The sequence below is a fragment of the Streptomyces sp. a15 genome, assembly GCF_059026085.1.
Window position 1 is genome coordinate 50,176 of record NZ_JBWLKM010000008.1, and the last position, 24,776, is coordinate 74,951.

Annotated in this window: 18 protein-coding genes and 1 pseudogene; 5 read left to right on the forward strand and 14 right to left on the reverse strand. The window is 69.9% G+C overall.

Annotation, left to right across the window (positions count from 1 at the left end):
• Positions 1-7 precede the first annotated feature (7 nt).
• Complete coding sequence (locus tag AC5P09_RS11385) at positions 8-424, forward strand: winged helix-turn-helix transcriptional regulator (protein WP_493873745.1); 417 nt, start codon at positions 8-10, stop codon at positions 422-424.
• Positions 425-442: 18 nt separating this feature from the next.
• Here AC5P09_RS11385 and AC5P09_RS11390 read toward each other — a convergent pair whose 3' ends face one another.
• From AC5P09_RS11390 to AC5P09_RS11430, 9 genes are all read right to left on the reverse strand, one after another.
• Positions 443-880, reverse strand: a complete 438-nt coding sequence (locus AC5P09_RS11390; RefSeq protein ID WP_493873746.1) for a hypothetical protein — start codon at positions 878-880, stop codon at positions 443-445.
• Between the two features lie 161 nt (positions 881-1,041).
• Complete coding sequence (locus AC5P09_RS11395; RefSeq protein ID WP_493873747.1) at positions 1,042-1,773, reverse strand: hypothetical protein; 732 nt, start codon at positions 1,771-1,773, stop codon at positions 1,042-1,044.
• A gap of 22 nt (positions 1,774-1,795) precedes the next feature.
• The gene (locus tag AC5P09_RS11400; RefSeq protein WP_493873748.1) at positions 1,796-5,104 is read right to left on the reverse strand and encodes a CHAT domain-containing protein; all 3,309 of its coding nucleotides are present in this window, start codon (positions 5,102-5,104) and stop codon (positions 1,796-1,798) included.
• A gap of 421 nt (positions 5,105-5,525) precedes the next feature.
• Positions 5,526-5,975, reverse strand: a complete 450-nt coding sequence (locus tag AC5P09_RS11405) for a hypothetical protein (protein WP_493873749.1) — start codon at positions 5,973-5,975, stop codon at positions 5,526-5,528.
• A gap of 1 nt (position 5,976) precedes the next feature.
• Complete coding sequence (locus tag AC5P09_RS11410; RefSeq protein WP_493873750.1) at positions 5,977-10,599, reverse strand: DNRLRE domain-containing protein; 4,623 nt, start codon at positions 10,597-10,599, stop codon at positions 5,977-5,979.
• 130 nt (positions 10,600-10,729) lie between these two features.
• Entirely contained in the window at positions 10,730-11,695 is a 966-nt protein-coding gene (locus tag AC5P09_RS11415) for an ankyrin repeat domain-containing protein (RefSeq protein WP_493873751.1), read from the reverse strand.
• A gap of 205 nt (positions 11,696-11,900) precedes the next feature.
• The gene (locus AC5P09_RS11420; protein WP_493873752.1) at positions 11,901-13,568 is read right to left on the reverse strand and encodes a glycosyltransferase family 2 protein; all 1,668 of its coding nucleotides are present in this window, start codon (positions 13,566-13,568) and stop codon (positions 11,901-11,903) included.
• A 226-nt stretch (positions 13,569-13,794) separates the two neighbouring features.
• Positions 13,795-14,283: a DUF2267 domain-containing protein gene (locus tag AC5P09_RS11425; RefSeq protein ID WP_493873753.1), complete on the reverse strand. Its 489-nt coding sequence runs from the start codon at positions 14,281-14,283 to the stop codon at positions 13,795-13,797.
• A gap of 16 nt (positions 14,284-14,299) precedes the next feature.
• Positions 14,300-14,725: an Hsp20/alpha crystallin family protein gene (locus tag AC5P09_RS11430; protein ID WP_493873754.1), complete on the reverse strand. Its 426-nt coding sequence runs from the start codon at positions 14,723-14,725 to the stop codon at positions 14,300-14,302.
• A 155-nt stretch (positions 14,726-14,880) separates the two neighbouring features.
• On the opposite strand from AC5P09_RS11430, the pseudogene AC5P09_RS11435 reads away from it, so the two are divergent.
• A pseudogene (locus AC5P09_RS11435) lies at positions 14,881-15,084 on the forward strand (hypothetical protein); the annotation flags it as partial.
• Positions 15,085-15,607: 523 nt separating this feature from the next.
• Here AC5P09_RS11435 and AC5P09_RS11440 read toward each other — a convergent pair.
• A complete protein-coding gene (locus AC5P09_RS11440) occupies positions 15,608-16,912 on the reverse strand; it encodes an MFS transporter (RefSeq protein ID WP_493873755.1) in 1,305 nt (434 codons plus the stop codon).
• A gap of 228 nt (positions 16,913-17,140) precedes the next feature.
• Positions 17,141-17,473 carry a hypothetical protein gene (locus AC5P09_RS11445; RefSeq protein WP_493873756.1) on the reverse strand — a complete coding sequence of 111 codons (333 nt, stop codon included), beginning with the start codon at positions 17,471-17,473 and terminating at the stop codon, positions 17,141-17,143.
• A gap of 94 nt (positions 17,474-17,567) precedes the next feature.
• Here AC5P09_RS11445 and AC5P09_RS11450 point away from each other — a divergent pair, with 94 nt between their 5' ends.
• The gene (locus AC5P09_RS11450; RefSeq protein ID WP_493873875.1) at positions 17,568-17,705 is read left to right on the forward strand and encodes a hypothetical protein; all 138 of its coding nucleotides are present in this window, start codon (positions 17,568-17,570) and stop codon (positions 17,703-17,705) included.
• 33 nt (positions 17,706-17,738) lie between these two features.
• Here AC5P09_RS11450 and AC5P09_RS11455 read toward each other — a convergent pair whose 3' ends face one another.
• Complete coding sequence (locus AC5P09_RS11455) at positions 17,739-18,116, reverse strand: VOC family protein (RefSeq protein WP_493873757.1); 378 nt, start codon at positions 18,114-18,116, stop codon at positions 17,739-17,741.
• Positions 18,117-18,327: 211 nt separating this feature from the next.
• Here AC5P09_RS11455 and AC5P09_RS11460 point away from each other — a divergent pair, with 211 nt between their 5' ends.
• Positions 18,328-19,797 (forward strand): alginate lyase family protein, encoded by a 1,470-nt coding sequence (locus AC5P09_RS11460; protein WP_493873868.1) that lies wholly within the window; start codon positions 18,328-18,330, stop codon positions 19,795-19,797.
• A gap of 462 nt (positions 19,798-20,259) precedes the next feature.
• On the opposite strand, the gene AC5P09_RS11465 is transcribed toward AC5P09_RS11460, so the two are convergent.
• On the reverse strand, positions 20,260-21,813 hold the full coding sequence (locus AC5P09_RS11465) for an MFS transporter (RefSeq protein ID WP_493873758.1): 1,554 nt from the start codon (positions 21,811-21,813) through the stop codon (positions 20,260-20,262).
• A 54-nt stretch (positions 21,814-21,867) separates the two neighbouring features.
• Entirely contained in the window at positions 21,868-23,205 is a 1,338-nt protein-coding gene (locus tag AC5P09_RS11470) for a DUF445 domain-containing protein (RefSeq protein ID WP_493873759.1), read from the reverse strand.
• Positions 23,206-23,398: 193 nt separating this feature from the next.
• Between AC5P09_RS11470 and AC5P09_RS11475 the strand changes: the two genes are divergently transcribed.
• A complete protein-coding gene (locus AC5P09_RS11475) occupies positions 23,399-24,772 on the forward strand; it encodes an SGNH/GDSL hydrolase family protein (RefSeq protein ID WP_493873760.1) in 1,374 nt (457 codons plus the stop codon).
• The last annotated feature ends 4 nt before the right edge of the window (positions 24,773-24,776 follow it).

Sequence of the window (24,776 nt, forward strand, 5' to 3'; positions counted from 1 at the left end):
GCCCACTGTGACTCAGCACACGAATCCGGCGGCTCATATCGATGGCGCCCCCGAGCAGGCGTGCCCGATCGCCCCGGTGGTCGACATCGTCTTCAGCCGCTGGACCACTCCGATTCTGTGGGCGCTCCATGAATACGGGCGGCATCGGTTCGTCGAGCTGGAACGCCGCATCACCAGCATCACGCCCAAGGTGCTGACCGACCGGCTACGGCAGTTGGAACGCGACGGGCTCGTCGTGCGCACCTACCACCCCGAGGTTCCGCCGCGGGTGGAGTACGAGATCAGTGAACTGGGACGCAGCCTGGGGCCGATGTTCGCCGCACTCTCCGAGTGGTCGGTCAACCTGGACACGGTCGAGCAGGCCCGGCGGGAGTACGACACCAAGGAGCGGCCCGGCAGCCGTCGCGCCGTCAGGCATAGGTAGGGCCCGCCCGTATGGTCTTCAACCTTCGGGCGGGTGGCTCGGGTCCATGGGCCGTGGCACTCGCCGTCCCCTGGGAGTCGCCCTCGCCTGAGAGCGCGCAGCGGTTGCAAGCCCGGTCGCTCCGGCACCGTCAGGTCGAGGAACGCAGGGCACGCGCGACGCGTCGAGCGTTGCGAAGTCGGCGTCGCGCAAGCCCTGTCGTGGGTCGACCCGATGGAGCAGTGCGGGGCCGTCGTGGTGCTTCGCCACGAACAACTGGTCGAAGTAGTCGATCTCGTCGTCGACCCATGCGAACGGCCTGCCGTCAGCGTGCGCGACCAGGTAGCGGGTCTTCCAGACCGTGCCGTCCGGTCCTGTGCCGAGCATCGTGGGCCAGTCCACCACGGGCAGTTCCGGCAGATCGAGGACGGAGGCCGGGCAGCTCGTCGGCGTATCCAAGGCGACGGTCAGCAGCACTCGTGCAGGTCGATGAAAGGCCAGCCACGCAGACAGCGAGGAATCGCCGCATCGCTAACCCATCGGAGAAGTCAGTAGGGGTCCATGCGCCCGTTGAGCAGCTTCACGCCGGCCCAGCATGGCCCTCGCCTCGACCAGCAGTGGGGCCGGGGAGAACGGTTTCAGGGCAGCGTAGTGACCCGGTGGGGCTCCGCATGAGTCGTGGTGGGCCAGAAGAACACATACCGTTTGCGTGCGGAGACGCATCCGACGTCGAGGCGCGCCTGCACGACGCTGTCGCGGGGAGCGCGCACGACCATGACGAGTCGGGTGCACCCACGCAATTCTGCTGATCGGGTGCGTCGTAGAACCCAGCGGCCGGAGGCCGTCTTCTCGTTGAGAGCTTCGAGGCTGACATCTTCCAGGACGCGTTCGACGCCGCGCTCCACTTGGGCATCGATACCGATGTCGGCAATCGCGAGGCTCGGTCCCAGCGTCACTTTGGTGCTGCGCGTCACCTCGCGTGCGCTGCGGTCCGGTTTCATTGACCAGGCCACCGCCGCCGGTTCGCCCCCATCGGTCCTGTCCAGAGCGACATCGACCCAGGCGCGCTCGAAGCGCTCCTGTCCCCCGTCGTCGGGGTGGAGGGACAGCGCCATGACGCCGAGCACCCACCGCCATGCGGGGTCGTCTCGGAACGCGGCGATCTCGGGATCATCCTCGGAAGGTCCGACGGGCAGTGGCGCCCAGAAGGGCCCGCCCAGGAGCAGTCTGCCCGGCGGCAGGGGAGGACCCGCGTCGGTGCCGCGTACCTCCCGAGGATCGAGAGGCACAGCAGCGAACGAGAGATCAGGAACGTTCATCTGCACTAGCGTTGCCCTGTTCTGCTGTGAGCCGTCGGCCTCAGTCGCCATTCACGTTTCCTCTCTGGAGCATTTAGTCCCAACCACCGATGAACGAGAAAGCCCCCCAGTCCCGGTACACCGGGTACCGCTCGCGGGTGCTACGGAGCGCCGCGGCAAAGGCGTAGTGGCGGGGCATACCCGAGTGGACCCGTTCGTACAGTTCACGGTAGAAGAACTCGGCTGTGTCCGACCGAACTTCCCACAGGGTGCCGACGATCGTCCGCACGCCGGCGAGGAGGAGTGTCGCCGGCAGCCCCCACGCGTTGTCGGCCATGTCCATCCGGCCCAGTGACGTCTCGCACGCGCTGAGGGTGACCATCTCCGTCCCGCGCAGGTCCAGGGAGGTCAGCTCGTGAGCGCGGAGCAGTCCGTCCGATGCTTCGTCCGGTGTGAGGTAGACACACTGGAATGAGGGCGCGTGAAAGTCGTGGCTCCCATGCGCCGCCAGATGGACGAAACGCGATGTCTGGAGCGCTTCGACAAAGCGGCTTTCGGTCGCGTCGTCATCCACGAGCGGTGCCACTCCGAAGACGTCGCCGATGGCGCGCGCCTCACTTGAGGTGTGGGGCAGCGGGGACATGGCGTGCGGGTTTCCCTCGGGGTAGGTCAGCGCAAAAGTCGTGAGCTGCCGCTCCCGGCGGGTTGTCGTGGTGGCACCGCCTCGTTCGTCCAGCAAGAGTGCGTGGTTGGGAAGTGTCGTGACGGTCCAGTCCTCGAAGAGGGGACGCCCGCGGTGCCGCATAAGTCCGAACGGCACGTAGTGGAGTGCTCCGTGCGGTACGAAGCAAAGGTGGTCCTTCCCTTCGGCGCGCCATGTGTCGAGGCAGTCCGCCACGCCCGGCAGATAGCCGTTCAGCAGGGTGTCCAGTTCCTCTTGGGTTTCCGCACTCACGTCGTCCGGGTCACTCGGTTCCGTCAGGTTGCGACGCAATCCCGATACGAACAGTGAGACGACCGACCCCCGGGCCGAGGTGTCGTCGTCCCCGAACTGGAGTTCCGCGTCGGGGAAGTCGCTGACGGCCACTGCCCCACGCATGCCGGTCCGGGTCAGCGCCACCGTGTAGATCGCCAGCGTCTGCTGAGGGCTGACTCCGATGTAGACGTCGATGAGTACGGTCCTGTCGTCCAGGGCCCGCTGGATGCCGTCGGACGCCAGGAGCACCAGGTCCTCGGTGCGTGAGTCAGCGAGCAGACGCTGCGCCAGATGGCTGTCGTATGCGTGGCGCAGCGCCCGTACCCGGTTCCTGGACGTGTCGGTCAAGTTGTCCGGCGCCGCCGTCGAGTACGCCGTGAGCAGCATGTGCTCGTCCACTGGCTGGTCGGGCAGCTCGTCGGCGGGGTCGCCGCGCCCGGCCAGCTCGCTTTCCGCCGCATCGAGTCGGTCGAGCAGCCGTCGCCCTTGGTCGTCCTCCTGCCAGCGGAACCTGTTGCGGCTGAGGAGGAGTCCGGCGAATCGCAGCCCCTTCGCGAGCTGCAGCACCACGATCAGGGCTTCTGGGTTGATGCCCCTAGCGGGATCGCTTGACATCAGCGCCGCGATGGCATTTTTGCAGATGTTCTGCAGGTACCACGTCGCCGCGTCACCGTTGAGGTTCTCCAGGCGGATGGCGCAGGTGGCGATGCCGATGACCGTATTGATCGCGCCCTCGTGGTCGGTACGCGCGACGAGGTCGTCGATGCGGGCGAGAACGTCGAGGGCGGAATCGGGCAGTCGTAGATCACACATGGCGGACAGTGAAGTGGCGTAGGACTGGATGGCAGCAGCCCAGTTTTCTTCCTGCACCGCGTTGACCGCGATCCCGAGATGCAGGGTGGCGCGCAGATAGTCCAGCGCCTGTTTGTGGTCGTGGCACCACACCGGGGCAAGTTCCTCCGCCTCGTCGAGCACGGCCAGACCGAGTGCCTCGTCGTCGGTGTGGGGGCTGATCCCGGCGAGCCCCACGAGGGCGGCCGCGTGGCTCAGCGGATCCCAGTCCTCTGCGGCTGCACGGGCTTCGAAGGTCTCCCGTGCAAACGCCGGGTCTCCGTCCCCCAAACTGTCATACCCGCCCGGGACCTTGGCGGAGACGAGCGCCTGCACCTCATTGCTCCACTGCCTGCGGCGTGCCCAGCCGTGATCGAGAAGGTCGATCAGCGGACGGGCTCTGTCCGCCGCTTCGGGAGCTCGCTGCGGGGCCACGCGACGCAGCAGGGAAACGATGTTGAGCGCGACATCGACCGCGATCTCCTGGCCGTGATGGCGCAGCCTCTGGTCCAGGCTGGGTTCGAGCAGCGCGTCCACGACGGTCAGGTCGATCTCCTCCCCCATCGCGTCAAGGTTCTGCAGGATCGCGACCAGTTCCCCGGGGGCCAGGACGGGGTCGATGAGGCCGGCTGCTTCGTGGCCCCATTGTGCGAGGGAGGACCGGTCCACCGGGACCCCCGTGGTCTCGGCGATCAGCAGGCTCTGGACCACGGCTTTGAGGGACATGCCCCGCTCATGACCCTGCAGGAGCCCGGCAGCCCGCCGGTAGTAGTCCGCGCCGCGGGGAAGGGTCTCGGAGACGGGCGGCATCTGCCACGTCTCAGGGTCCAGTCCTTCGAGTTCCTGCCGGTGTGTCTCCCAAAACTGCCGTTGCCACTGATACAGCTCCGTCTCGAGGTTGGCCGAAGTCCGTCTGCCGGTATACGGATTGGTGCACAGAGATCCAAGACCGAGGAGCGCGGAGATCTCGAGTTCGACGTCGTTGGTCCGGCGAGCTTCCGCGAGCACCGCTTCCCCCGCCGCCAGCGCCATGGAGAACAGCCGTCCGTCTGCGTGCTCCACCAGGACACGTGCGGCGCGACCGAGGAACAATACCTCCGCATAGCGTCCCGCTTCATCAGCCAGTGCCCCTTCCGGTCTGGCAGCTGTTGCGGCGCGCACGATCCTGATCAGAGTCAGGGCCGCTTCGGGGTTCAGTCTCTTGGTGAGCGAGGCGAGCGCGCGGACATACGACTCGGACTCCGCGGGCCGGAAGGCGGCGGCCGCGGTCCGCTCCGCGGCAGCGAGACCGAGAACGCCGTCGGTGACCTGGGACCAGAGAAGCTCGTAGGGCGCGTAGCCGATGGGAAACTGCGCCTGCCGGTTAAGCCAGGCCGCGATCCTGTCCTCCAGCTGCCTGAGCAGCGAACTGATCGCCTTCTTCTCGGGCAGCCGCCGGGTGGCCTTTCGGAGCCGGTCGAAATACTGCTCGGCGTAGAGCTCCGGGTGCTCGTCCAGGAAGCGCTCCATGGCCTCGCCCGTCAGGGCTGAGGCCTCCTGCAGGAGTGCAATCCGTACCGCAATCCCGCCTTCGTCCATGTTGCCCCCCGTTTCCACCAGCAGCTCCGCAATGTCAGGCTACGCGGGTCGGACCGACTGGATGGTGAACTTCTTGCTTCACACTCGTCTCGCTCTTCGCGAACCACGATGTCCTGATGACCAGCCGGAGATCGTCCCGTTCACCGGGCTCAATCCGCACCAAGGGGCCTCCCCGTAGAAGAGACGTCTGGTCACGCTGAGGCCGGTGGGGACGAGTGATGGCGGCCGTTGCCAGGTTGCGGTCCAGGAGCGATGCACCCCTGGAACAGTTCCACCGAGAGCAATCTGCGCCACGCCATCTCCACCGCGTCCACGACGAGTTGAGCCTCCTCGGAGGTGGAGGCAAACCATCCGACGCTACGGCGGGAGAACAGCGCGAAGCGCCCGTCCGCCCGGTGGTGCCGGGGGAACGGGCGCTTGCGTAGAGGGCATAGAGGGCTCAGCCCTGGAGCTTCATGCCCTCGGGTGAGGTGAGGCCCTTGTCGGGGTGGGCACGGAACGTCGCCGTCCACGTGGTGGGCGGGCAGGACGTGCCGTTGGGGTGCTGCTCCGTCAGTTTGGCCCGGGTGCTGTCCTCGACGACCGTGTCACCGCTCTTCGCGGACGTCACGGTGAGCCGCACCGGCACGGTGGACGCACCGATGTCGTCCGGGAGTCGGACCACCAGCGAGGCGAACGGGTCGTCGGGACTGCCCGATGCCCGCTCCTCGCAGGTGTCGTCCACGCACAGCCGGATCTTCGCCTCGTCCGGGCCGCCGAAGTCGGCGGGCCGCCACACGGCGGAGACCTGCGAGTCCGCGTCGGCTTCGGTGCACGGTGTGCTTTGGCCGAGGAGCGAGCAGCCGGTCAGGGAAACCGCCAGCAACGGTGTGAGAAGGACGCGGCGCATGTCAGTACCTCGCTACCGTGCCGGGGAAGGCGCTGTTGGCCAACCCGATGTCGGTGAAGAATAGCCAGCACGGGTCGAACAACCCACCGCTGTTGTCGCCGCCACCACCACCGCCGCCGGAGATGATGCCCTTCGCGAAGGCGCGTCCGCTGCCGTCGACGGTGTACACCGGGCCGCCGGAGTCACCGTTGACCGTGCAGGATCCGGACGTCTTCTTCGCGACGACCATGTTCTTGGCCCTCGTACCGCCGGAGTAGGTGAAGCTCACCTGGGTGTCGGTCACCTTCCAGCCGCACTTCTCGCCGGTCATCATGCCGCCCGTGCAGACTTTGTCGCCCTCTTGGGCCCAGCGCCGCCAGTAGTCGTGGACGGGCCGGGACGAGCTGGACGTCTTGCCGCCCTTGTAGATCCGGGCCGACGCGGAGCTGTCGCTGTTGATCCGGTACAACGCCAGGTCACCGGAGTAGTAGCTCTGCCCGGAGAGTTTCACCGAGCCGTACCCGTTCTTCCAGTTGTCCCGGACGACGGGGCCTATGTAATCGTTTTGACTGGGGTTCAGGATGGCCCCGTTGCCGGTGGTGCAGTGGCCCGCGGTCACCATGTACCACTTGCCGTTGTACTTCCAGGGGAATCCCGCCGTGCACCACGTCGCCGAGTTGGTGGTCAGTTGCGAGTAGATGCGCGCCCCGCCGTAGTAGGGCGAGGTGTCGTTGTAGCGGGTCGCCTGGGGTTCCAGCGCGTCGACCCCGGGCGCGACCTGCACGGCCACGGTGTCGGTGCCGTACCGCTCGCCCAGGGCCGTGACCAGCGCCGGGGCAGCCGTCTCGGTCGCCACGACGACACGGTTGTCAGCGGCGTCCACGGACGCGACGCGCAGTCCGCTCGCGCCGGGCAGTTCCGCCTCCGACAGCTGGAGGACCTCGTCGCGTACGGACTCCAGCGCGGTGACGCTGTGCTCCACCACTTCGGTGCGCGGGGCGACCTGCTCGGTGACGGTCGGCCCGGCGGGCGCGGGAGTGGTCTCCGTGGTGTCCTCGGGCATCGCGAACGACTCCTCGCCGGTGGTGTCCGCGGACCCGTCGGCGGGCGGCGCCGGCGTCTCCGCCTCGTTGGGCTCGGTGTCGGGCTTGGTGCCGTCCTCCGTGTCCTCGGCGGGCAGTCCGCTGCCCTCGTCGGCCGGGGCCTGAGTCACCTGGATCGGGACGGACGCCGCGTCGGCCGAGGCCGGCTCCACGACCGGTGCGACCAGTTCACCCGTCGCCGGGTCGACATAGGGCGGGGCGTAGGCGTCGGGGTTCGCCGCCGCGCGGGCCTCGGCCTGCTCCAGGGCATAGGCCTGGGCGGGTTCCGACTCCTGCATGCCGTCGCTCGTGCCGCCCTCGATGACCTCGACCCGGTCGACGATCGCCGAGACCGGTTCGGCCTCCGGCGGGGCGTACGCCCCAACGAAGCGGGCGCCGATCTGCCGGCCTCCGCTGCCGGACAGGGACGAGGTGTCCCACAGCAGCTTCGGCGCCGCGCCACCGCTGAGCGGCACCGGCCAGGTGACGGCGGAGCCGTCGGCGGCGCGGGTCACCTGGGAGGCCGGGACGACCTGCCACGGGTCGGCGGACGAGGTGCGCTGGAGGAAGGTGACGTTGGTCAGCGAGGCCGGGGCACTGACCGCGAGGTCGACCGAGCCGACGAGCACCTCGCCGTTGGCGGGCGCGGTCACAGCCGCCCGTCCGACGTGGAAGGCGCGCGTGGTCTCGGCCGAGACGTTGCCGGCCCGGTCGGTGGCGGTGACGGCGAGCTGGTGGCTGCCCTCGGTGGCCGGGGTGATGGGCAGCGCCACCGGGCCGCCGGTGGTGGTGATGGTCTGGGCGGTGCCGCCGTCGACCGAGTACGTCAGGCCGCGGGTGTCGGTGCCGTCGGGCGTCAGCGTGAACGTCCCGGTCACCTGCGCGCCGCCGGCCCAGGCGTCCGACGGGTAGGCCGCGGAGGTCACGGCCGGGGCGCCGGGCGCGGTGGTGTCGACGGTGAAGCGGTAGTGCGAGGTCGCCCCGCCCGTGCCGTTGCCGTCGATGCCGCGCACGTGCAGGTACCAGGTGCCCTCGGTACGCGTCGTCGTGTACGAGGTGCCGGTCGTCTCGGCCGTACTGTCGGGCAGGGTGTCGGCGGTGCCGTCGACGACGATGCTGTACCCGGCGGAGGAGCCGGAGGGCGCTGTCCAGGTCGCGCCGAAGGAGCCGCTCTTGTACGCGCCCGTCTGGTCCGGGTGCGTGGACGAGCTGATCGCCGGGCTCGGCGGCAGCGTCATGTCGACCCGGAACGGCAGATGCGCGGCGGCCGACGACCAGTTGCCCGCCTGGTCCTTGGCCCGCACGTGCAGGTACCAGGTGCCGTCCGCGTCGACGGTGCTGGTGAACTTCGTCGACGTCTGCACAGTGCCGGTGGTGGCCGGCAGGGTGTCCGCGACGCGGTCCGCGGTGACCACGTAACCGGCGGCGCCGGACAGGTCGGTGGGCGCCGACCAGCTGAAGGACGCGGTGCGGTCGGCGTACGCGCTGGTCGTCACGGGGTGGGTGGAGGAGACCAGGCCGCCGGGGGCGACCGGGGCGGTGGTGTCGACGTTGAAGCCGCGGTGCTGGGTCGGGGACCACAGCCCCGCCTTGTCCTTGGCGGCCGCGTGCACCCACCAGGTGCCGTCGGTGCGCCCGGACGAGTTCACTTCGGCCGTCGTCTGCGTGACGGTGGTTCCGGCGGCGGTCGTCGGGCTCTGGTCGAGCTTGACGGCGTATCCGGTCACGCCGGAGGCGTCCGTCGCGGCGAGCGTGCCCGTGAAGGTGGTGGCGTTGTACCAGGCCGACGCGGAGGGGTGGCTGGTGGAGGTGACGGCGGGGGCGGACGGGGCGGTGGTGTCGACGGCGAACGTCTGCCACGCCGACCAGGCCCCGGTGTCGGTGCCGTCGGACGCCCTGGCCCGCCACTTGTAGTCGCCCGGCGCCAGGGTGCCGGCCGTGTGGGTCGCCACTGCCCCGGAGGCCACGGAGGCGGACGTGCCGGACTGCAGGGCCGCGGTGCCGTTCGCTGCCCAGACCTCGAAGGCCAGCGTGAGCTGCTGGGCGTCGGCGTCGGTGGCCTTGGCGGACAGGGTGGGTGTGGTGTCCGCGGTGTAGGTGCCGGACAGCGGGGAGATGGCCGTCGCGGTACCGGGCCTGGAGTTGTAGGTGACCGACAGGGAGGGCTCGTAGGCGGCGTTGTGCGAGCCGTCCGTCTGGTTCGCCGAGTGGTAGCGGCGCCAGGTCAGCGGGTCCGTCTCGTCGACGGCCGCGATCCGCACGCCGTGGTTGGTCTGGCCGTCGGCCCAGGCCTGGACGATCCCGTCGATGTCCCAGGAGACGTGTCCGGCCGGGCAGTTGGAGTTGTAGCCCTTGGCCGCGGTGGAGGTCACGGCGCCGGTCGAGGTGGTCGTCGGCTGCTCGGCCCACGTGATGGCCGACGGGTCCCAGGCCGAGGTGATACGGCGTACCTGGTTGCCGGAGCTGGTGGTGCTGCACGTGGACGAGTAGTACGAGTACAGGCGCAGGTCGGTGTCGAGGACGTGCTTGCCGGCGTACTTCGCCACGTCGAACTTGAGGTACGAGCGGGCCTTCTCGGTGCCGTTGTAGGTACCGGCCTTCAGCTCGGTCGAGCCGCGCTGCGAGGTGAGGTAGTCGTCGTACTGGACCCAGGTGTCGGTCACCGGGCCGAGCAGGGAGTCGGTCGGGTCGATCGTGACCGGGTACTCGAGGCCGGGATCGGCGAGGAACTCCTCGTCGGGCTCCAGGACCAGGACCTGGTCGCCGGTGTCCGCGTCCCGCTCGATCGTGACGTCGATGGCCGCGAGGTCCTTGGGCTCACCGGAAGCGCGCTGTTCGCCCGAGCCCCACATCACGGGCAGCGGCGCGGTGGCCACCGTACGGCCCTTGCTGTCGCTCCAGCGCAGCCGTTCGTCGGCGGTCTCGTGCAGGGTGAGGCCGTCGGCCGAGACTGGCAGCCGGTAGCTGACCGGGCCGTCCGGGCGCTCGTGCAGGACGACGGAGTGGGAGAAGCCCTCCTTGAGGGCGGTCACCACGAGGTCGCCGCCCTCGACGGCGCCGGGGTAGACGGCGGTCGGGCCGTCCAGGCGCGGCTCGGGCAGCTTGCCGCGCCAGTCGAGGCCGAGGGTACGACCGCCCCGGGAGACCTCGGCCAGCGGTTGGCCCGAACCGCCGCCGGAGAACGTGATGTCGGCGGCCGCGGTCTTCGGCCGCACCACGCCGTCCTCGGCCACGAGGGTGGTGTCGACCGGCCGCCAGCTGCCGTCGGGCTGCTTGACCCGGATCGGGCCGGTGTACGTCTCGACAGTGGTCGTGCCGTCCGCGTTGGCCCAGGTGGTGGTCGAGTCGGTGCGCTCGGAGACCATCTCGGTCCGGGCGCCGGACGCCTGCTGCGCGGCCGGGGCATCGGCGGCCGGGGTGGCGTCCTCGGCGAACGCGGTCTCGTTGAACAGGGGCAGCGGGGCACATACGAGAGCGGCGAACAGGGCTGCCGCCAGAACTCGTTGGTTCCGACGGGGTCTTCGCCCGCCCGGGGCCGGGGTGACCGGCGCGGAGTGGTGCACAGGGGATCCTTCCAGTCATCTTGGCTGAAGATCGCTGATCCTAAGGCCTGCACATGCCACACCCACAAGGGGAGGAGAGAGTTCCGTTTCTGACGGCCGGACTTGAGCGCGAGAGGCGCACGGCTTGTTCTCAGTGCGTCCAGTAGTCCCGTTCCGGGAGTTCCACCCACATGTCCGGAGGGCCGGTGATCGCGCGTGCGTCGGTGAGGCGCAGGCCCGCGTAGGCGCAGGCGAAAGCGACCGCCTTGTGGCGGAAGAGGTAGGTGGCGAGGACCTCCTCCGGGGTGTCGTCCGGGTTCGGGTGGCCGCCGCCGGGGTGGAGGTCCCAGCCCTTGACGACGCCGTCGCGGGTGATGCTGCCCTGGTTGCCGCTCTTGGGGTTGGCGTACAGGCCGTAGGAGACGGTGCCCTTGGACAGGCGGGTGTGGATGCCGGGCATTGACGGGGCGTATCCCCAGGGTTGGGTCACCACGCAGCCGCCCGGGACCGTCGTCACGCCGATGATGTGGAGGGTCTCGTCGATGTCGTAGTCGTACGGGTCCTCGATGATGTCGGCCGCGTCCTCGCCCTGCGCCGGGGTCGCCCCCAGGCGGCGGATCGCCTCGTCGGCGTCGATGCCGGCCACGCAGGCGAGGCCCAGGCCGTCGTAGTAGAAGTCGCCGAGGGCCGCGAGGAGGCGTCCGGCCTCCTCCACCGCCGCCTGTTCCGGCTCGCTCAGGCCGGGTTGGCCCGCCGGGCGCGGGAACAGGTCCGGGGTCGGGCCGGCCAGGCTGAGGCGGCCCGGGGACCAGCCGCCGAGCAGGGGGGGCCAGGGGCCGGCGCCGGCTTCGGTGAGGGCGCGGGCGTTGTCCGGCTTGTCGGCGAGGACGGCTTCCCACAGGGCTGTCGTGCCGTATTCGAGGGCGTCGACGTCGGTGACGCGGCGGGCCAGTTCGGCCACGACCTCCGGTGAGCCGCACGACGCCGCTTGGTGCAACGGGCGGACTCCTCCGCACGATTCCGGGTCGGCGCCCGCGTCCAGATTCCGCCGGACCGCGTCGTGGTCCGTCCAGGCGCTCCAGCCCATGCGTGGCCAGCCGTCGCTCCGAGCCGTCACCGTGCCCCCTCCAGCGCAGGTCCGGGCGGCAGCTCTCCTCTCACCGCCCCGTACCCACACCATGGCAGACGGCACTGACAACGCCGTTGTCCCGAAGGCGGACTGATGGGCCGAGTGGCCAACCGGCCAACGGGCCAACCGGCCAACGGGCCAACCGGCCAACGGGCCAACGGGCCAACGGGCCAACGGGCCAACGGGCTTACGTTCAGTCCTTCCGGCCCGCCGTCCAGGGATCCGCCCGGCGCGCGAGCGTACGAACCTGCTTGCGTACGTCCTTCGGGAGGCGCCGCACGAGGGTGCGGGCGGCGCGGCGGACGGTCGGGGTCGCCGTGGCGTGCAGGAGGACGCGGTGGGGGACGGAGATGTGGCCCGGTTGGCCCACGGACAGGCGGAGTTGGCCGGAAGGGCCGCCCCAGGTGGGCATGACCAGGCGGGCCGGGCTGCCGGTCGTGTACGCGGCGGGGCAGGAGAGCGCGCCGGTGAGGCGGTCCCGGCGGCCGACGCCGAGGAGTCGGGCGTTCGCCCACACCAGGTGCGTGCCGGGGGGCATCTCGGTGCCGCCGGCCAGGGTCAGGGGATCGATGACGGTCTCGCCGGTGATGATCACGCGGTGGCGGCCGTTGCCCAGCGGCTCGGTACGCGGGGCGAGGTCGGTGTCCGGGAACCACCACAGGTTGCGGGCGGCGTCGTGGACGAGGATCTCGCCGCGGGCGTCGCCGAGGGGGTGCGGGACCTCCCAGTCCTCGGCGCCCTTGATGTCCGCCAGCAGATCGGGGTCCAGGAGGAGACGGCCGTAGCGCTCCACGAGGGTGAGGGGTTCGCCGTCGGAGCGGAGCATGCCGATCGTCGTCCGGATGACGAGTCGGTCCTTGTGCCTGCGGATGGCGTCGACCGTGACCTGGGGCTTGATCTCCTGGGTGCGGCGCGCGAGTTCGACCAGGGACTCCAGGTTGCCCTCCTCCAGGAGGTGGGCTCTGAGTCTGGTGATCGCGGGGAGTCCCTCCCGTACGCCCGGCGGGTAGCAGTCCAGGGCCATGCGGCGTACGACGTCGAAGTACCGTTCGCGGCTGCTGCCCGTGCGCTGGAGGACGCGGGGTTCGCTGACCGGGCGCAGGAGTTCGACGCGGTAGGAGCGGCGCAGCAGGTGGTCCTGGAGGGGGCCCGGTTCGGTGCCCTCCTTGATGGCCTCCACGACCGTACGCAGGTGGCCGTAGTAGGTCTCGGGGGTGCTCGCGCGGCTGCTGGTGTTGCCTCCGTCTTCGCGGCGGTTCCATACGTAGCAGGGGTCGCCGAGGATGGAGACCCTCTTGGCGCGCACGTACGCGCGGGCCATGAAGATCTGGTCCTCGAGGCGTACCGGTCCCTCGGGGAAGGTGATGTCCTCGTCGAGGAGGAATTCCCGGCGGAACATCTTGTGGGGCGTCAGGCTCTCCATGAGGGGGGTGTCCTCGGCCGTGCACTGTTCGACGGTGCGTCTGAAGAGGATGCTGGGGCCCTGCATGGTGCCGACGATCTTGCCCAGGACGATGTCCGAGGCGTTGCGGGCGGCGAGGCGGTAGAGGCGTTCGAGTGCCTCGGGGGTCAGTTCGTCGTCCTGGTCGACGAACTGGACGTACTCGCCGCGGGCCGTCCGGACACCCACGTTGCGGGGTTTCCCCGGCCAGCCGGAGTTCTCCTGGTGGACCACGCGCACGTGCGGATGCTGTTCGGCCAGCCGGTCGATGCGCTGCCCGGAGTCGTCGGTCGAGCCGTCGTCGACGTAGATGATCTCGTACGCGTCCCGGCCGAGGCTCTGGTGGAGGAGCGACGGTGCGCAACGCTCGATGTAGTCACCCGCGTTGTAGACGGGCACCACAATGCTGACCTTGAGCATTTATTCCCCCAGGCAGGGACGGACCGGGTTATTTCGTGACCGACCTCACGGTAGTCGGAGCCCGCGTTCGTGTCCTGCCGGGCGCGCTCTTCGGGGGAACTCTGGCTCGTTGTGTCCGTCCCGCCGTGCTGGGTTTCGGCCATGCCGGCGTCGATGCCCGGAGAGCCGAAACCCAGCAGGGAGGTTGACGACCGTCGGCAGGAGGGGTGGACGACCGTCGGCTCGTTCAGCCTGCCGGTGTCAGTTCCGCTCGGCCGAACAACAGGGCGTAGCCCTGCGGGAGCCGGGCCAGCACGCGGTCCACCAGGTCGTCGCCGACCAGGCTCGGCAGGACGCTCAGGACCGAGCTGACGTCCCAGCGGGCCGTGGCCGGGGTGGCTCCCTGGATGCGGGCGGCCACGGCGTCCACGAACTCCGACGCCGTCAGGGGGCGGGTCACCGGGATCTGGGAGGCGACCACACGGGCCGCCTCCTCGGGGAGGGCGCGGGCCAGGTCGACGCGTTCGTCGCCGGTGACGTGCCCGCCGAGCGCGGAGAGGACGATGCGGGTGACGCGCTCGGCCTCCGCCGTGGTCGCGTACTGGCCGGACTCCCGTACGGCGTCGATCAGTTCGGGCCATCTTGTCGTGCTCAGTGTCGTGCTCAGGGTGGTGCCCGTTGTGGAGCTCGGCGTCGTGCTGGGTGTCGTGCTGGGTGTCGTGCTCAGTACTGTCATAGAGGCTCCCTCCCGGTCAGCCGTTCAGTTGCTTACGGTCGCTGCCGCCGCCCGTGATCTGGATGCGGCGCGGCTTGGCCTGCTCCGCGACCGGGATGCGCAGGGTCAGGACACCGGCGTCGTACGAGGCGTCGATGCGTTCCGTGTCGAGGGTGTCGCCGAGGAAGAGCTGCCGGGTGAAGCTGCCCGTGGGGCGTTCGGCGACGATCAGTTCCGCGTCCTCGGGGGCGGGGGAACGGCGTTCGGCACGGACGTTCAGGACATTGCGTTCGACGTCGATCTCGATCGTCTCGGGGTCGATGCCGGGGAGGTCGAAGTGGACGACGAACTCGTCCCCGGACCGGTAGGCGTCCATCGTCATCGCGGTCGGGCGGGCGGTGGAGCCGAGGACCTGCTGCGCGAGGCGGTCGAACTCGCGGAAGGGGTCGGTACGCATGAGCATCACAGTTCACTCCTTTCCTCAGGTGCTGCCTGTGCGATGCCCTACGGCTTCTTATATAGCTCGGAGGAGAAAACTTGACAAGCCCCGACTCAGGAACGGGCATCGTGGCCGGTGAGCGCTAGCCTCGGGGCACACGGACAGCACAGGAGGCAGGCATGGCGAGGATTCCCAGCGCGGTCGTCGCGGCGAGCGGTCTCGTCGGCGGATACGGCGTGGCCCGCTGGACCAGGAAGCGGCAGCTGGGCGGGGCCGTACTGGCCGTCGCCGGGGCGGCGGCAGCGCAGCAGTGGCGGCAGCAGGCGGGCGGGAAGGCCGCGGGGGCACTGACGGTCGAAGTTGCTGCAAACACTGTGTCCCACGCAGGTCGTGTCGCTTTATACGGAGGCTGAACCTCGGCGTTGTGTCGCGTTACGACGAGCCATCGTGTTCCTTTTCTGGCTTCCCGCTGTGACGGAGATCACGGGGCATGGTCTGCCGGGATCTGACTATACGTGGGGCGCTCTGTCACAAAGGCCGGCTTGACAGTCCCGCTCAGCTGGTTCGGCGCATGGTTGTGGCACTGCCTCCGTCGCCTGTCTGTGCGGCAGTCCTTTTGATGTCGTTGAGTGCCCCCACCCTGCGCACGAGCTCCGTGGTGATACCGCGCAGGTCTGCCGACCAGTCCCGACGGGCACCGCAGACCGCCTAGGACCAGGCTGACAATGCGGCTGGTCGGCGTGTACGTCGCCGTCATACACGATTAGAGCCATCGCGAACGCCATAGCTCGAGCGGCAAGCCATAGCGGACCTGAGAGATCCCAGATCGCTTCGGCACCAGATTCGTTCGCTTGGCACGTGCTTCACGTACGACAGAGGCGGGGCGCCCGTTGCGGGTCATGGAGTTCAGGGTGTCCTGCGATTCGTGGACGAATCTCGCCGTGTGGCCGGCGGGTTCGGCGCCGTGGTTTCCGCGGGCGCGGACGACTTCGGTCCGTGCGGTGATGAGTCCCGCAGACCGCCGAGCGCCAGGACCGTCATCACCACCGCGGCCCCCGCCGCCACACCGAAACCGCCGTGCGCACCGCCCGCGTCCACCACCCGCCCCGCGACCGCCGCGGCGCCTGCTATTCCTGCCGCGCTTGCGGAGTTGCCCCAGGTGAACGCCTGGGTGAGGACGGCGCGCGGGACCGACGACTCTGTGAGGACAGAGGAGAGGATCAGTAGGACCGGCACGGCGAGTCCGGTCAGGGCGAGGGTGGCGCCGACCGCGAGGGGCGCGTCGAGGAAGGTCAGCGGGAGGCTCGCGAGGGTGAGGCAGGCGGCGGCTACGGCCTGGCGGCGACGGGGTGAGCCGCCGTGGCGCCATGCTCCGTAGGCCCAACCACCCACCAGATTGGTGCAGTTGGAGGCGAAATAGAGCAGCGCTGCCGCGTCCGGCGTGCCGCGTCCGACGGCGTACGCGGCGACGGACACCTGCATCGCGCCGAAGAACACCCCGAGCGCGAGGCCGAGCGCGACCTGTCGCAGGAATGCGGAGCGGAGCAGGGCGCGTCCGGCGTGCCGGCGTTCGGCGCGTCCTGTGAGCGGCGGCATGGTCCGGCGCTGGGCGGCGAGAGCGAGCCCGCCGCCGACGACGAGCGCGGCGGCGAGCAGCACCCCGGCGCCCGGGCGGCCCGCCGCACCGAGGACACTCACCAGGGCCGGGCCGGCCAGGTAGGACATGCCGTTGGCGAGGGCCTCCAGGGCGAAGGCGGTGGGCAGCGCGGCAGCCCGATCGCCGGACAGCAGGGCGGACCAGCGAGCGGCGGACAGGGCACCGAGCTGGGGCAGCGTTGCCCCGACGAGCGCTCCGGCGACAAGGTCGGGAACGGTGCCGGCGAGCAGCAGCACCACGGCCCCGGCATGTGCGCCCAGCGCCCAGGGAAGCACCCGCGCCTGCCCGAACCGGTCGACAAGGCGCCCGAGTTGGGGCCCGGCGATGGCGTCCGCGACAGCGAACCCGCCGGTGACGAGACCCGCGGTGGCATACGACCCGGTGCGTGCGTGCACCAGCCAGACGATGCCGATCCCCGTCATGGCGATGCCCAGACGCCCGACAGCGGCAGGAAGGAAGAAGGCCGCAGCACCCGAAGTGCGCAGCAAAGTACGGTAGTTCGCCGAAGCCGAAGGCACGACGCATCCCTTTCGCCGCCCGGCGGGACGCGCCACACGAGGTCGTCGGCGTCCGGATGTGCCGACCCGTGGCTGCGCCTGAAGCCGTCCAGTGGTGGCGTGGAGCGGGGACGCGCACCCCACGCCGACTCCGTCACCGGGCAGATGTCATGCGGTAGTTGATGACTTCCTCGAGGGTAGAGGAACGGCGCGCAGAAACGAACAAGGGAGCAGTTGTTCCCTTCCCACACACATGCAACACCGCTAACCCGGGCCAGGGTCGCCTCAGCTGCACGACCCGTACGGGGCCATGCCGCTGGCGGGGGCGGGGAGGCTGCGGACGTTGCCGTCGGCGGCGAGCTGTTTGCGCAGGCGCTCGATCTCGTCGTGCTGGGCGGCCAGCCGGGAGATCGCCAGGGTCTGGAACTCGGTCAGTTCCTCGATCTTCGCGTCGCGTTTGGTGAGCCGCTCTTTCAGCTCGGCGTTGTGGGTCTTGAGGCGTTCGATCTGCGCGACGCGGGGGTCGTCGATCAGGACCGGCATCTGGTCCCGTATGAGAGGGCGGCGAGTCAAGTCCCAGGACTCCCACCCCGTTGCAGAGAAGCCGATCCACTTCATGTGCCGGAGCCTAGATATCCGACACAACTAACTGCAACACACTTTCAATGCCGCCTGTACTCGACCCTCCAGAAAGAGACACGCTCGTTAAGCAGTGACTTCGGTCGCGTACGTCGCCGCCTTCGCCGGGTCGCACCCCCTGGCCAAGAAGGTGGGCGCCTGGCCGGCCGTGTTCGGGGTGGCCGGAGCGGTGGGCCTGGCCTCGTGGGCGGTAGCGGACCGGAAGGCCTGAACCGACCGACGACCCGGGCGGCGGCGCGGGCGACTACGCCGGGTCCGTCAGGTGCGTCAGGTGCGTCAGCACATTCACCACCCGCCCGTTCGGATCCCGTACGAAGAACCGCCGTACGCCCCATTCCTCGTCCCGCAGCTCCCGTACGACCTCCGCGCCGGACGCCACCACCTGCGCGTACGCCGCGTCGACGTCCTCGACCTCCACGCTCAGGTCGGGGACGACGGGGCCGGTGCGTTCCTCGGTGAAGAAGCTGATCTGGGCGGTCGGGTTGGCCGGGGAGGCCAGGGTCGTCACCCAGCCCATGTTCATGACCTCCTCGAAGCCGAGCAGGCCGTAGAAGTCCCTGCTCGTACGCATCGCCTCCTCGGACTCGACCTGGATGTTGGGGACGATCCTGCGGACTGTCATCCGGCATCTCTCCTCGCCAGTGGCTTGCCAACGGTTTGCCGGCAGCTCACCATCGGCTCGACTTGGGGGCACGAGACTCCAGTTTTCGTTATCCGTCGTCACTTCTCGACGTCTCCTCACCGTCCCCTGCCACAGGGTCACAGGAACGCGACCCACCCCCGAGGACCGAAGAGGAATGCCGCTCGTGACACGAGAGATCAGCCGCCGGAGCATGCTCAAGGCCGCAGGCGTCGCAGCCGGAGCCGTCGGTGTCGGTACCGCCCTTGCCCCGAGTCCCGCCGCCGCGGCCGGCGCCGCCTACGCGCACCCCGGCCTGCTGCACACCCGCGCCGATCTGGCACGTATGGCCGCCAAGGTGAAGGCGGGCGCCGCCCCCTACACCGCCGGTTTCGCCAGGCTGACCGCCAACCGCCACGCGCAGAGCGGCTGGACGGCCAACCCGCAGGCGACCGTGTACCGGGGGGCGGGCTCCCCGCAGAACTACACGCTCCTCTACAACGACATCCACGCCGCCTACCAGAACGGCCTGCGCTACCACGTCAGCGGTGACAGCGCGTACGCCGACACCGCCGTCGCGATCCTCAACGCCTGGTCGGGCAAGCTGACCAGTCTCGAAGGCAGCGCCGACCGGTTCCTCGCCGCCGGGCTCTACGGCTACCAGTTCGCGAACGCCGCCGAACTCGTGCGCGACCACGGTGACTTCGAGCTCGGCCGGTTCCAGGAGATGCTGAGCACCGTCTTCGCACCGCCGAGCGACAGCTTCCTGGTCAGCCACAACAACGCGGTCGTCACCAACTACTGGCCCAACTGGGACCTGGCCGCCATGGCGTGCGTCCTCGCCACCGGCATCTTCTGCGACGACAAGGCGCAAGTCGCCCGCGCCGTCGACTACTTCAAGCACGGCGAGGGCCTGGGCGCGGTCAAGAACGCCATCCCCGTGGTGCGCGACGACGGGCTCGCCGAGTGGCTGGAGGCCGGGCGCGACCAGGGGCACGCGCTGCTCGGCGTCGGCCTCATGGGCACCTTCTGCGAGATGGCCTGGAACCAGGGCGTCGATCTGTACGGCTACGACGACAGCCGCTTCCTCAAGGGCGCCCAGTACGTGGCCAAGTGGAGCATGGGCGGCGAGGTGCCCTACACCGCCAACACCCGTGCGAAGGGCGCCATCAACGGCTGGTCCGGCCAGGAGACCGCCGGCGACGCCGCCACGGTGGACCCGGCCATGCAGCGCCCGATCTGGGCCATGATCGCCAACCACTACACCAAGCGCCGGGGCCTGTCCGCCACGTACCTCACCCGGATCGCCGCCCAGGCCGCGCCCGAGGGGGGTGGCGGGGACTACGGTCCCAACAGCGGTGGGTACGACCAACTCGGCTTCGGCACGCTGGCGTTCACGCGGGACCGGGCGGCGGACACGTCGGCTTCCCCGAGCCCGGTTGCCAGTGCGGCTGCCTCCGGCGGTGCGGGGGGCGGTTCGGACGCCCGGCCGCAGACCGGGGCGTCGGCTTCGGCGACGCCCTCCGCTTCCGCGTCCGCGTCGCCCAGCGCCGAAGGGGACCTCGCCGCCACCGGTTCCGACGACATCGTCGGCTGGACCGCCGCGGCGGGTATCACCGCGGTTGCCGGCGGGCTGCTCTTCCTGCGGCGGCGTGACCGGGTGCGGCGGGACGGCGCTCAGTAGGAACGGCGAACTGCGGTGAGCGGGGTGGGTGCGACGCGACGGCGCCGAGCAGGACCCGCAAGCTGCCGTGGGCGAGGTGGGTCGCGCAGCCCGGCGCTGGCGGGGTGCCGCGCCTCTTTGGGTCGGGAGCCGCCCCAGCGGCACGACTGCCCGCAGCTGGGCGGGCCCCGGGCACCAGCAGCCGGACGACGTCAGCTGCCCACAGCCGGTAGGCGCGGGCAGCCACCGTTCGACAGGCTCACCACCCCACAGCTGGGCAGACCCAGACGCCCACAGCCCGACGACGTCGGCTGCCCACAGCCGGCAGATGCGGCTGCCGCCGTTCGACAGCCTCACCAACCCACAGCTGGACAGGCCCAAGCACCCGCAGCCGGACGGCATCAGCTGCCCGCGACCGGTAGGTGGGGCCGCGGCGGGCGGCCTGACGGGCGGCTGCCCGTCGGCCGTGCCGTGGCCTCCCCCCTACGCCGTCGCCGCCCGCGACCCCGTCCCCGTCCCCGTCCCCGTCCCAGAAGACCCGGACCCCGGTCCCTTCCGTCCTCCCTTTCCCCTCACCGCCGAAGTCGCCACCGCCGTCAGAGGCGTGGCGATGTCCTCCAGGGAGCGGCGTTCCGCTCGTACCGCGAGGAGCGCCGCGACCAGGCCGGCCGCGCACATCAGTGCCGCGCCGATCTGGAAGGCGAGGACCGTGTCGCCGACCTTGCCGGTGCCGGTGAGGTCGGCGAAGAGGATGGGGCCGCTGATGCCGCCGGCGGCGGTGCCGATGGCGTAGAAGAAGGCGATGGACATGGCCCGGGTCTCCATCGGGAAGACCTCGGAGACCGTCAGGTAGGCGCTGGACGCGCCCGCGGAGGCGAAGAACAGCACCGCGCACCAGCAGGCGGTCAGCGTGCTCGCGCTCAGGGAGCCGCGGTCGAAGAGCCAGGCCGTGCCGAAGAGCAACAGGCCCGAGAACAGGTACGTCGACGAGATCATCACCTTGCGGCCGACCGTGTCGAACAGCTTGCCCAGCAGCAGGGGGCCGCAGAAGTTTCCGACGGCGATGACGGCGAAGTAGTAGCCGGTGTCGCCGGTCGGGACGTCGTAGAAGGTGGTCAGGATCGCGCCGAAGCCGAAGGTGATCGCGTTGTAGAGGAAGGCCTGGCCGATGAAAAGGGAGAAGCCGAGGATCGCCCGCCTGCGGTAGTCGGAGAAGACGGTGCGGCCGATCTCCAGGAAGGTGACGCTGCGGCGCTGGTGGATGGTGATCTCGCCCTCGGGCCGCGGCAGTGGTTCGTTCCTCTCCGTCTCGACGCGCTGCTCGATGGAGGAGACGATCCGTTCCGCCTCCTCGTCCCTGCCGTGGATCAGCAGCCACCGTGGGCTCTCCGGGACGTGGCGTCGTACGAGGAGAATCACCAGGGCGAGGACGGCGCCCAGGGCGAAGGTCAGCCGCCAGCCGACGTTCGCCGGGAAGATGGCGGTGTTCAGCGCGACGATCGACAGCAGCGAGCCGCCGACCGCGCCCAGCCAGAAGCTGCCGTTGATCATGAGGTCGACGCGGCCCCGGTACTCCTTGGGGATCAGCTCGTCGATCGCGGAGTTGATGGCCGCGTACTCGCCGCCGATGCCGAAGCCGGTCAGGAAGCGGAAGGCGAAGAACCACCAGGTGTCGAAGGCGATCGAGGTGAGCGCGGTCGCCGCGAGATACACCGCCAGGGTGATCATGAAGAGTTTTTTACGGCCCCAGATGTCCGTTAGGCGGCCCCAGAAGAGGGCGCCTAAGCAGGCGCCCGCCACGTAGAGCGCGGCGGCGATGCCGGTGACCTGGCCGGAGGTGATGGGCAGTCCGCTGCCGGGCTCGGACAGCCGCCCGGCGATGTTGCCGACGACGGTGACTTCGAGGCCGTCGAGGATCCACACGGTGCCGAGACCGATCACGATCGTCCAGTGCCAGCGCGACCATGGGAGACGGTCGAGTCGGGCGGGGATGTCGGTCGTCACAGTTCGGCCGGTCTCGGCCTGCGCGGTGGTCATGGGCTCCCTCCTCATCGAGCGAGAACCCGGATCGAGTGCCCTCGACCGACGCGGCTACGCCCCCAGCGCCCGCGACACCGTGTAGATCAACAACCCGACCAGCGAACCGACCACCGTGCCGTTGATGCGGATGAACTGCAGGTCACGGCCGATGTTCGCCTCGATCTTCTTCGTCGTGTGCTCGGCGTCCCAGCCCGCCACGGTGTCGGTGATCAGGGAGGTGATCTCCCTGCGGTAGGTGGTGACGACGTACACCGCCGCGCCCTCCACCCAGCCGTCGACCTTGCCCTGGATCTTCGGTTCGGCGGCCATCCGGGCGCCCAGGGACAGCAAGGAGGCGCGGACGCGCAGGCGCAGCTCGCTGCGCTCGTCCTCGGCGGCCGAGACGATCATGGATCGTACGGCGGTCCAGGCCGAGGCGATCAGGTCCTGGACCTCGCCGCGGCCCAGCACCTCGCCCTTGAGACGCTCGACCCGCGCGCGCGTGTCGGTGTCGGACTGGAGGTCGGAGGCGAAGTCGGTGAGGAAGCGGTCAAGGGCGCCGCGGGCGGGGTGGGAGGGCATGTCCCGCATCTCGGCGCAGAAGCGCAGCAGCTCCTTGTAGACGCGTTCGCCGACCCTCTTGTCGACGAACTTCGGGGTCCAGCCAGGAGCCCCGCCCTGTACGGCGTCCATGACGGAGTCGCTGTGCAGGATCAGCCAGTCGTGCGCGCGGGAGACGATCAGGTCGACGGCACGACGGTGGCCGCCGTCCGCGACGACCTTCTCCAGCATCTTGCCTATGCCGGGCGCGATCTCCTGCGCGTCGGCCCTTCTCGTGATCGCCTCGCCGACCACGGCCTGGACGTCCGAGTCACGCAGGACGGTCAGCGCGCCCCTGAGCGCGGCCGACAGTTCCGCCGTCACCCGGTCCGCGTGCTCGGGGTCCGCCAGCCACACGCCGAGCCGACTGCCGATGCCGACGGCGCGCAGCCGCTGTCGTACGACGTCCTCGGAGAGGAAGTTCTCCCCGACGAACTCGCCCAACGACACCCCCAACTGGTCCTTCTTGGTGGGGATGATCGCGGTGTGCGGGATGGGCAGGCCCAGCGGGTGCCGGAAGAGGGCGGTGACCGCGAACCAGTCGGCCATCGCGCCGACCATGCCGGCCTCGGCGGCCGCGGCGACATAGCCCGCCCAGGTGCCGGCGCCCTGGTGGGAGGCCCACTTGGCGAGGACGTACACCAGCGCCACGAACAGCAGCATCCCGGTCGCGGTGAGCTTCATCCGGCGTACGCCGCGCTGTTTCTCCTGGTCGGCCTCGCTGAACGTGTTCATGGCGCGGTTCGTGAAGGCGCCCGGGCGGGCATGCTGCCCTTCGGCACCGATTGATCCCGTTTCCGTACGTTCCATCCGCTCCACCCGTTCGGTGATCCCTCACACATTGTCCCTTCCTGACCGACTCCTGGAACGGAACAAGAGTTCCCGGCGTCTGTCCGGTCGGGGGAACGCGGTGAGATCTGCCGGTTTTCCCCGGCCCATGGCTCATCATGGGCTCATCAGATCGGAGCCTCGGGCTCCCATCGCCCGAGGAGAACAACACCGCATGACCCGGCGTCATGGATACGCCCTGCTCGCCGCGATCCTCTCCATGATCGTGGCCCTGTCCGCCGCCATCTACGTCGGAGTGGCAACCGACGACGGTACGCATCAGCGCACCACGCTGGCCGGCGGACGCGCAGCCCCCCACAACTCCGCCGCCCCCGCCTCCACCGGCGTCTGGGTCGGCACCTGGTCCGCCTCCCCGGTCGGCGGCGAGCCCGGCACCGAGACCGACGGCATGGCGGGCCGCTCGGTGCGCAACGTCGTCCACGCGAGCATCGGCGGTACGAGTGCCCGCGTCACGCTGTCCAATCTCTACGGCCAGTCGCCGCTGACCATCACCCACGCGTCGATCGCCCTCGCGGCCGGTGCCGGAACCGCTGAGGCGGCCGCGCAGACCATGCGGCGCCTGACCTTCGGCGGCAACACCCTCGTCGTCGTCCCCGCCGGGCAGCAGGTGCTCAGCGACGCCGTCGTCCTCCGCATCCCGGCGGGCAGCGACGTCCTGGTCACCACCTACTCCCCCGTTCAGTCCGGCCCGGTCACCTACCACCCGCGCGCCCGCCAGATCTCGTACGCCGCCGAGGGCGACCGCACCGAGGACCCGACCGGGACCGCGTACACCGAGCAGACCGAGTACTGGCGTTACCTGACCGCGCTGGACGTACTCAGCGACGAGGCCGAGGGCACCGTCGTCGCCTTCGGCGACTCGCTCACCGACGGCGTCGGCTCCACCAAGAACGCCAACCACCGCTGGACCGACCTCCTGTCCCGGCGGCTGCGCGCGGCGATCGAGGCGGGCCGGGACGTGCCCCGCTACAGCGTCGTCAACCAGGGAATCGGCGGAAACCAGGTCCTCGTCGACGGCCTCGGCCTCCCCCACTCTCGGCTTCGCTCGAGCGGGGGGACCCCCATCGCCGAGAACCAGGCCGGAGTCGCCCGCTTCGCCCGGGACGTCCTCGGCCGCACGAACGTCAAGGTCGTGATCATCGACCTCGGCATCAACGACATCCTCCGCAACCCCCAACTGGCCGACCCCGACGCCATCCTCGACGGCCTGCGCACCCTGGTCCACCAGGCCCACGCCCGCGGCATCAAGGTCATCGGCGCGACCCTCATGCCCTTCGGCGGCCACCGCGGCTACACCGACGCCCGCGAGTCCGTACGCCGGCAGATCAACGCGGAGATCCGCGCGGGCAAGGTCTACGACGCGGTGGCCGACTTCGACAAGGCAGTCCGCGACCCCTACAACCCACGCAAGTTCCACCCCGACTACGACTCCGGCGACCACCTCCACCCCAGCGACAAGGGCTACGAACGCATGGCCGCGGCCATCGACCTGGACGACCTGAGGGGCGCGGCACCGGCGGAGCTGTGATCTT

Excerpts from the sequence above, each read along its gene's own strand:
- AC5P09_RS11395 (WP_493873747.1), bottom strand. The coding sequence starts at position 1,773 with ATGGCGACTGAGGCCGACGGCTCACAGCAGAACAGGGCAACGCTAGTG.
- AC5P09_RS11405 (WP_493873749.1), bottom strand. The coding sequence starts at position 5,975 with ATGCGCCGCGTCCTTCTCACACCGTTGCTGGCGGTTTCCCTGACCGGC.
- AC5P09_RS11420 (WP_493873752.1), bottom strand. The coding sequence starts at position 13,568 with ATGCTCAAGGTCAGCATTGTGGTGCCCGTCTACAACGCGGGTGACTAC.
- AC5P09_RS11425 (WP_493873753.1), bottom strand. The coding sequence starts at position 14,283 with ATGACAGTACTGAGCACGACACCCAGCACGACACCCAGCACGACGCCG.
- AC5P09_RS11430 (WP_493873754.1), bottom strand. The coding sequence starts at position 14,725 with ATGCTCATGCGTACCGACCCCTTCCGCGAGTTCGACCGCCTCGCGCAG.
- AC5P09_RS11445 (WP_493873756.1), bottom strand. The coding sequence starts at position 17,473 with ATGAAGTGGATCGGCTTCTCTGCAACGGGGTGGGAGTCCTGGGACTTG.
- AC5P09_RS11455 (WP_493873757.1), bottom strand. The coding sequence starts at position 18,116 with ATGACAGTCCGCAGGATCGTCCCCAACATCCAGGTCGAGTCCGAGGAG.
- AC5P09_RS11460 (WP_493873868.1), top strand. The coding sequence starts at position 18,328 with ATGCTCAAGGCCGCAGGCGTCGCAGCCGGAGCCGTCGGTGTCGGTACC.
- AC5P09_RS11465 (WP_493873758.1), bottom strand. The coding sequence starts at position 21,813 with ATGACCACCGCGCAGGCCGAGACCGGCCGAACTGTGACGACCGACATC.
- AC5P09_RS11470 (WP_493873759.1), bottom strand. The coding sequence starts at position 23,205 with ATGGAACGTACGGAAACGGGATCAATCGGTGCCGAAGGGCAGCATGCC.
- AC5P09_RS11475 (WP_493873760.1), top strand. The coding sequence starts at position 23,399 with ATGACCCGGCGTCATGGATACGCCCTGCTCGCCGCGATCCTCTCCATG.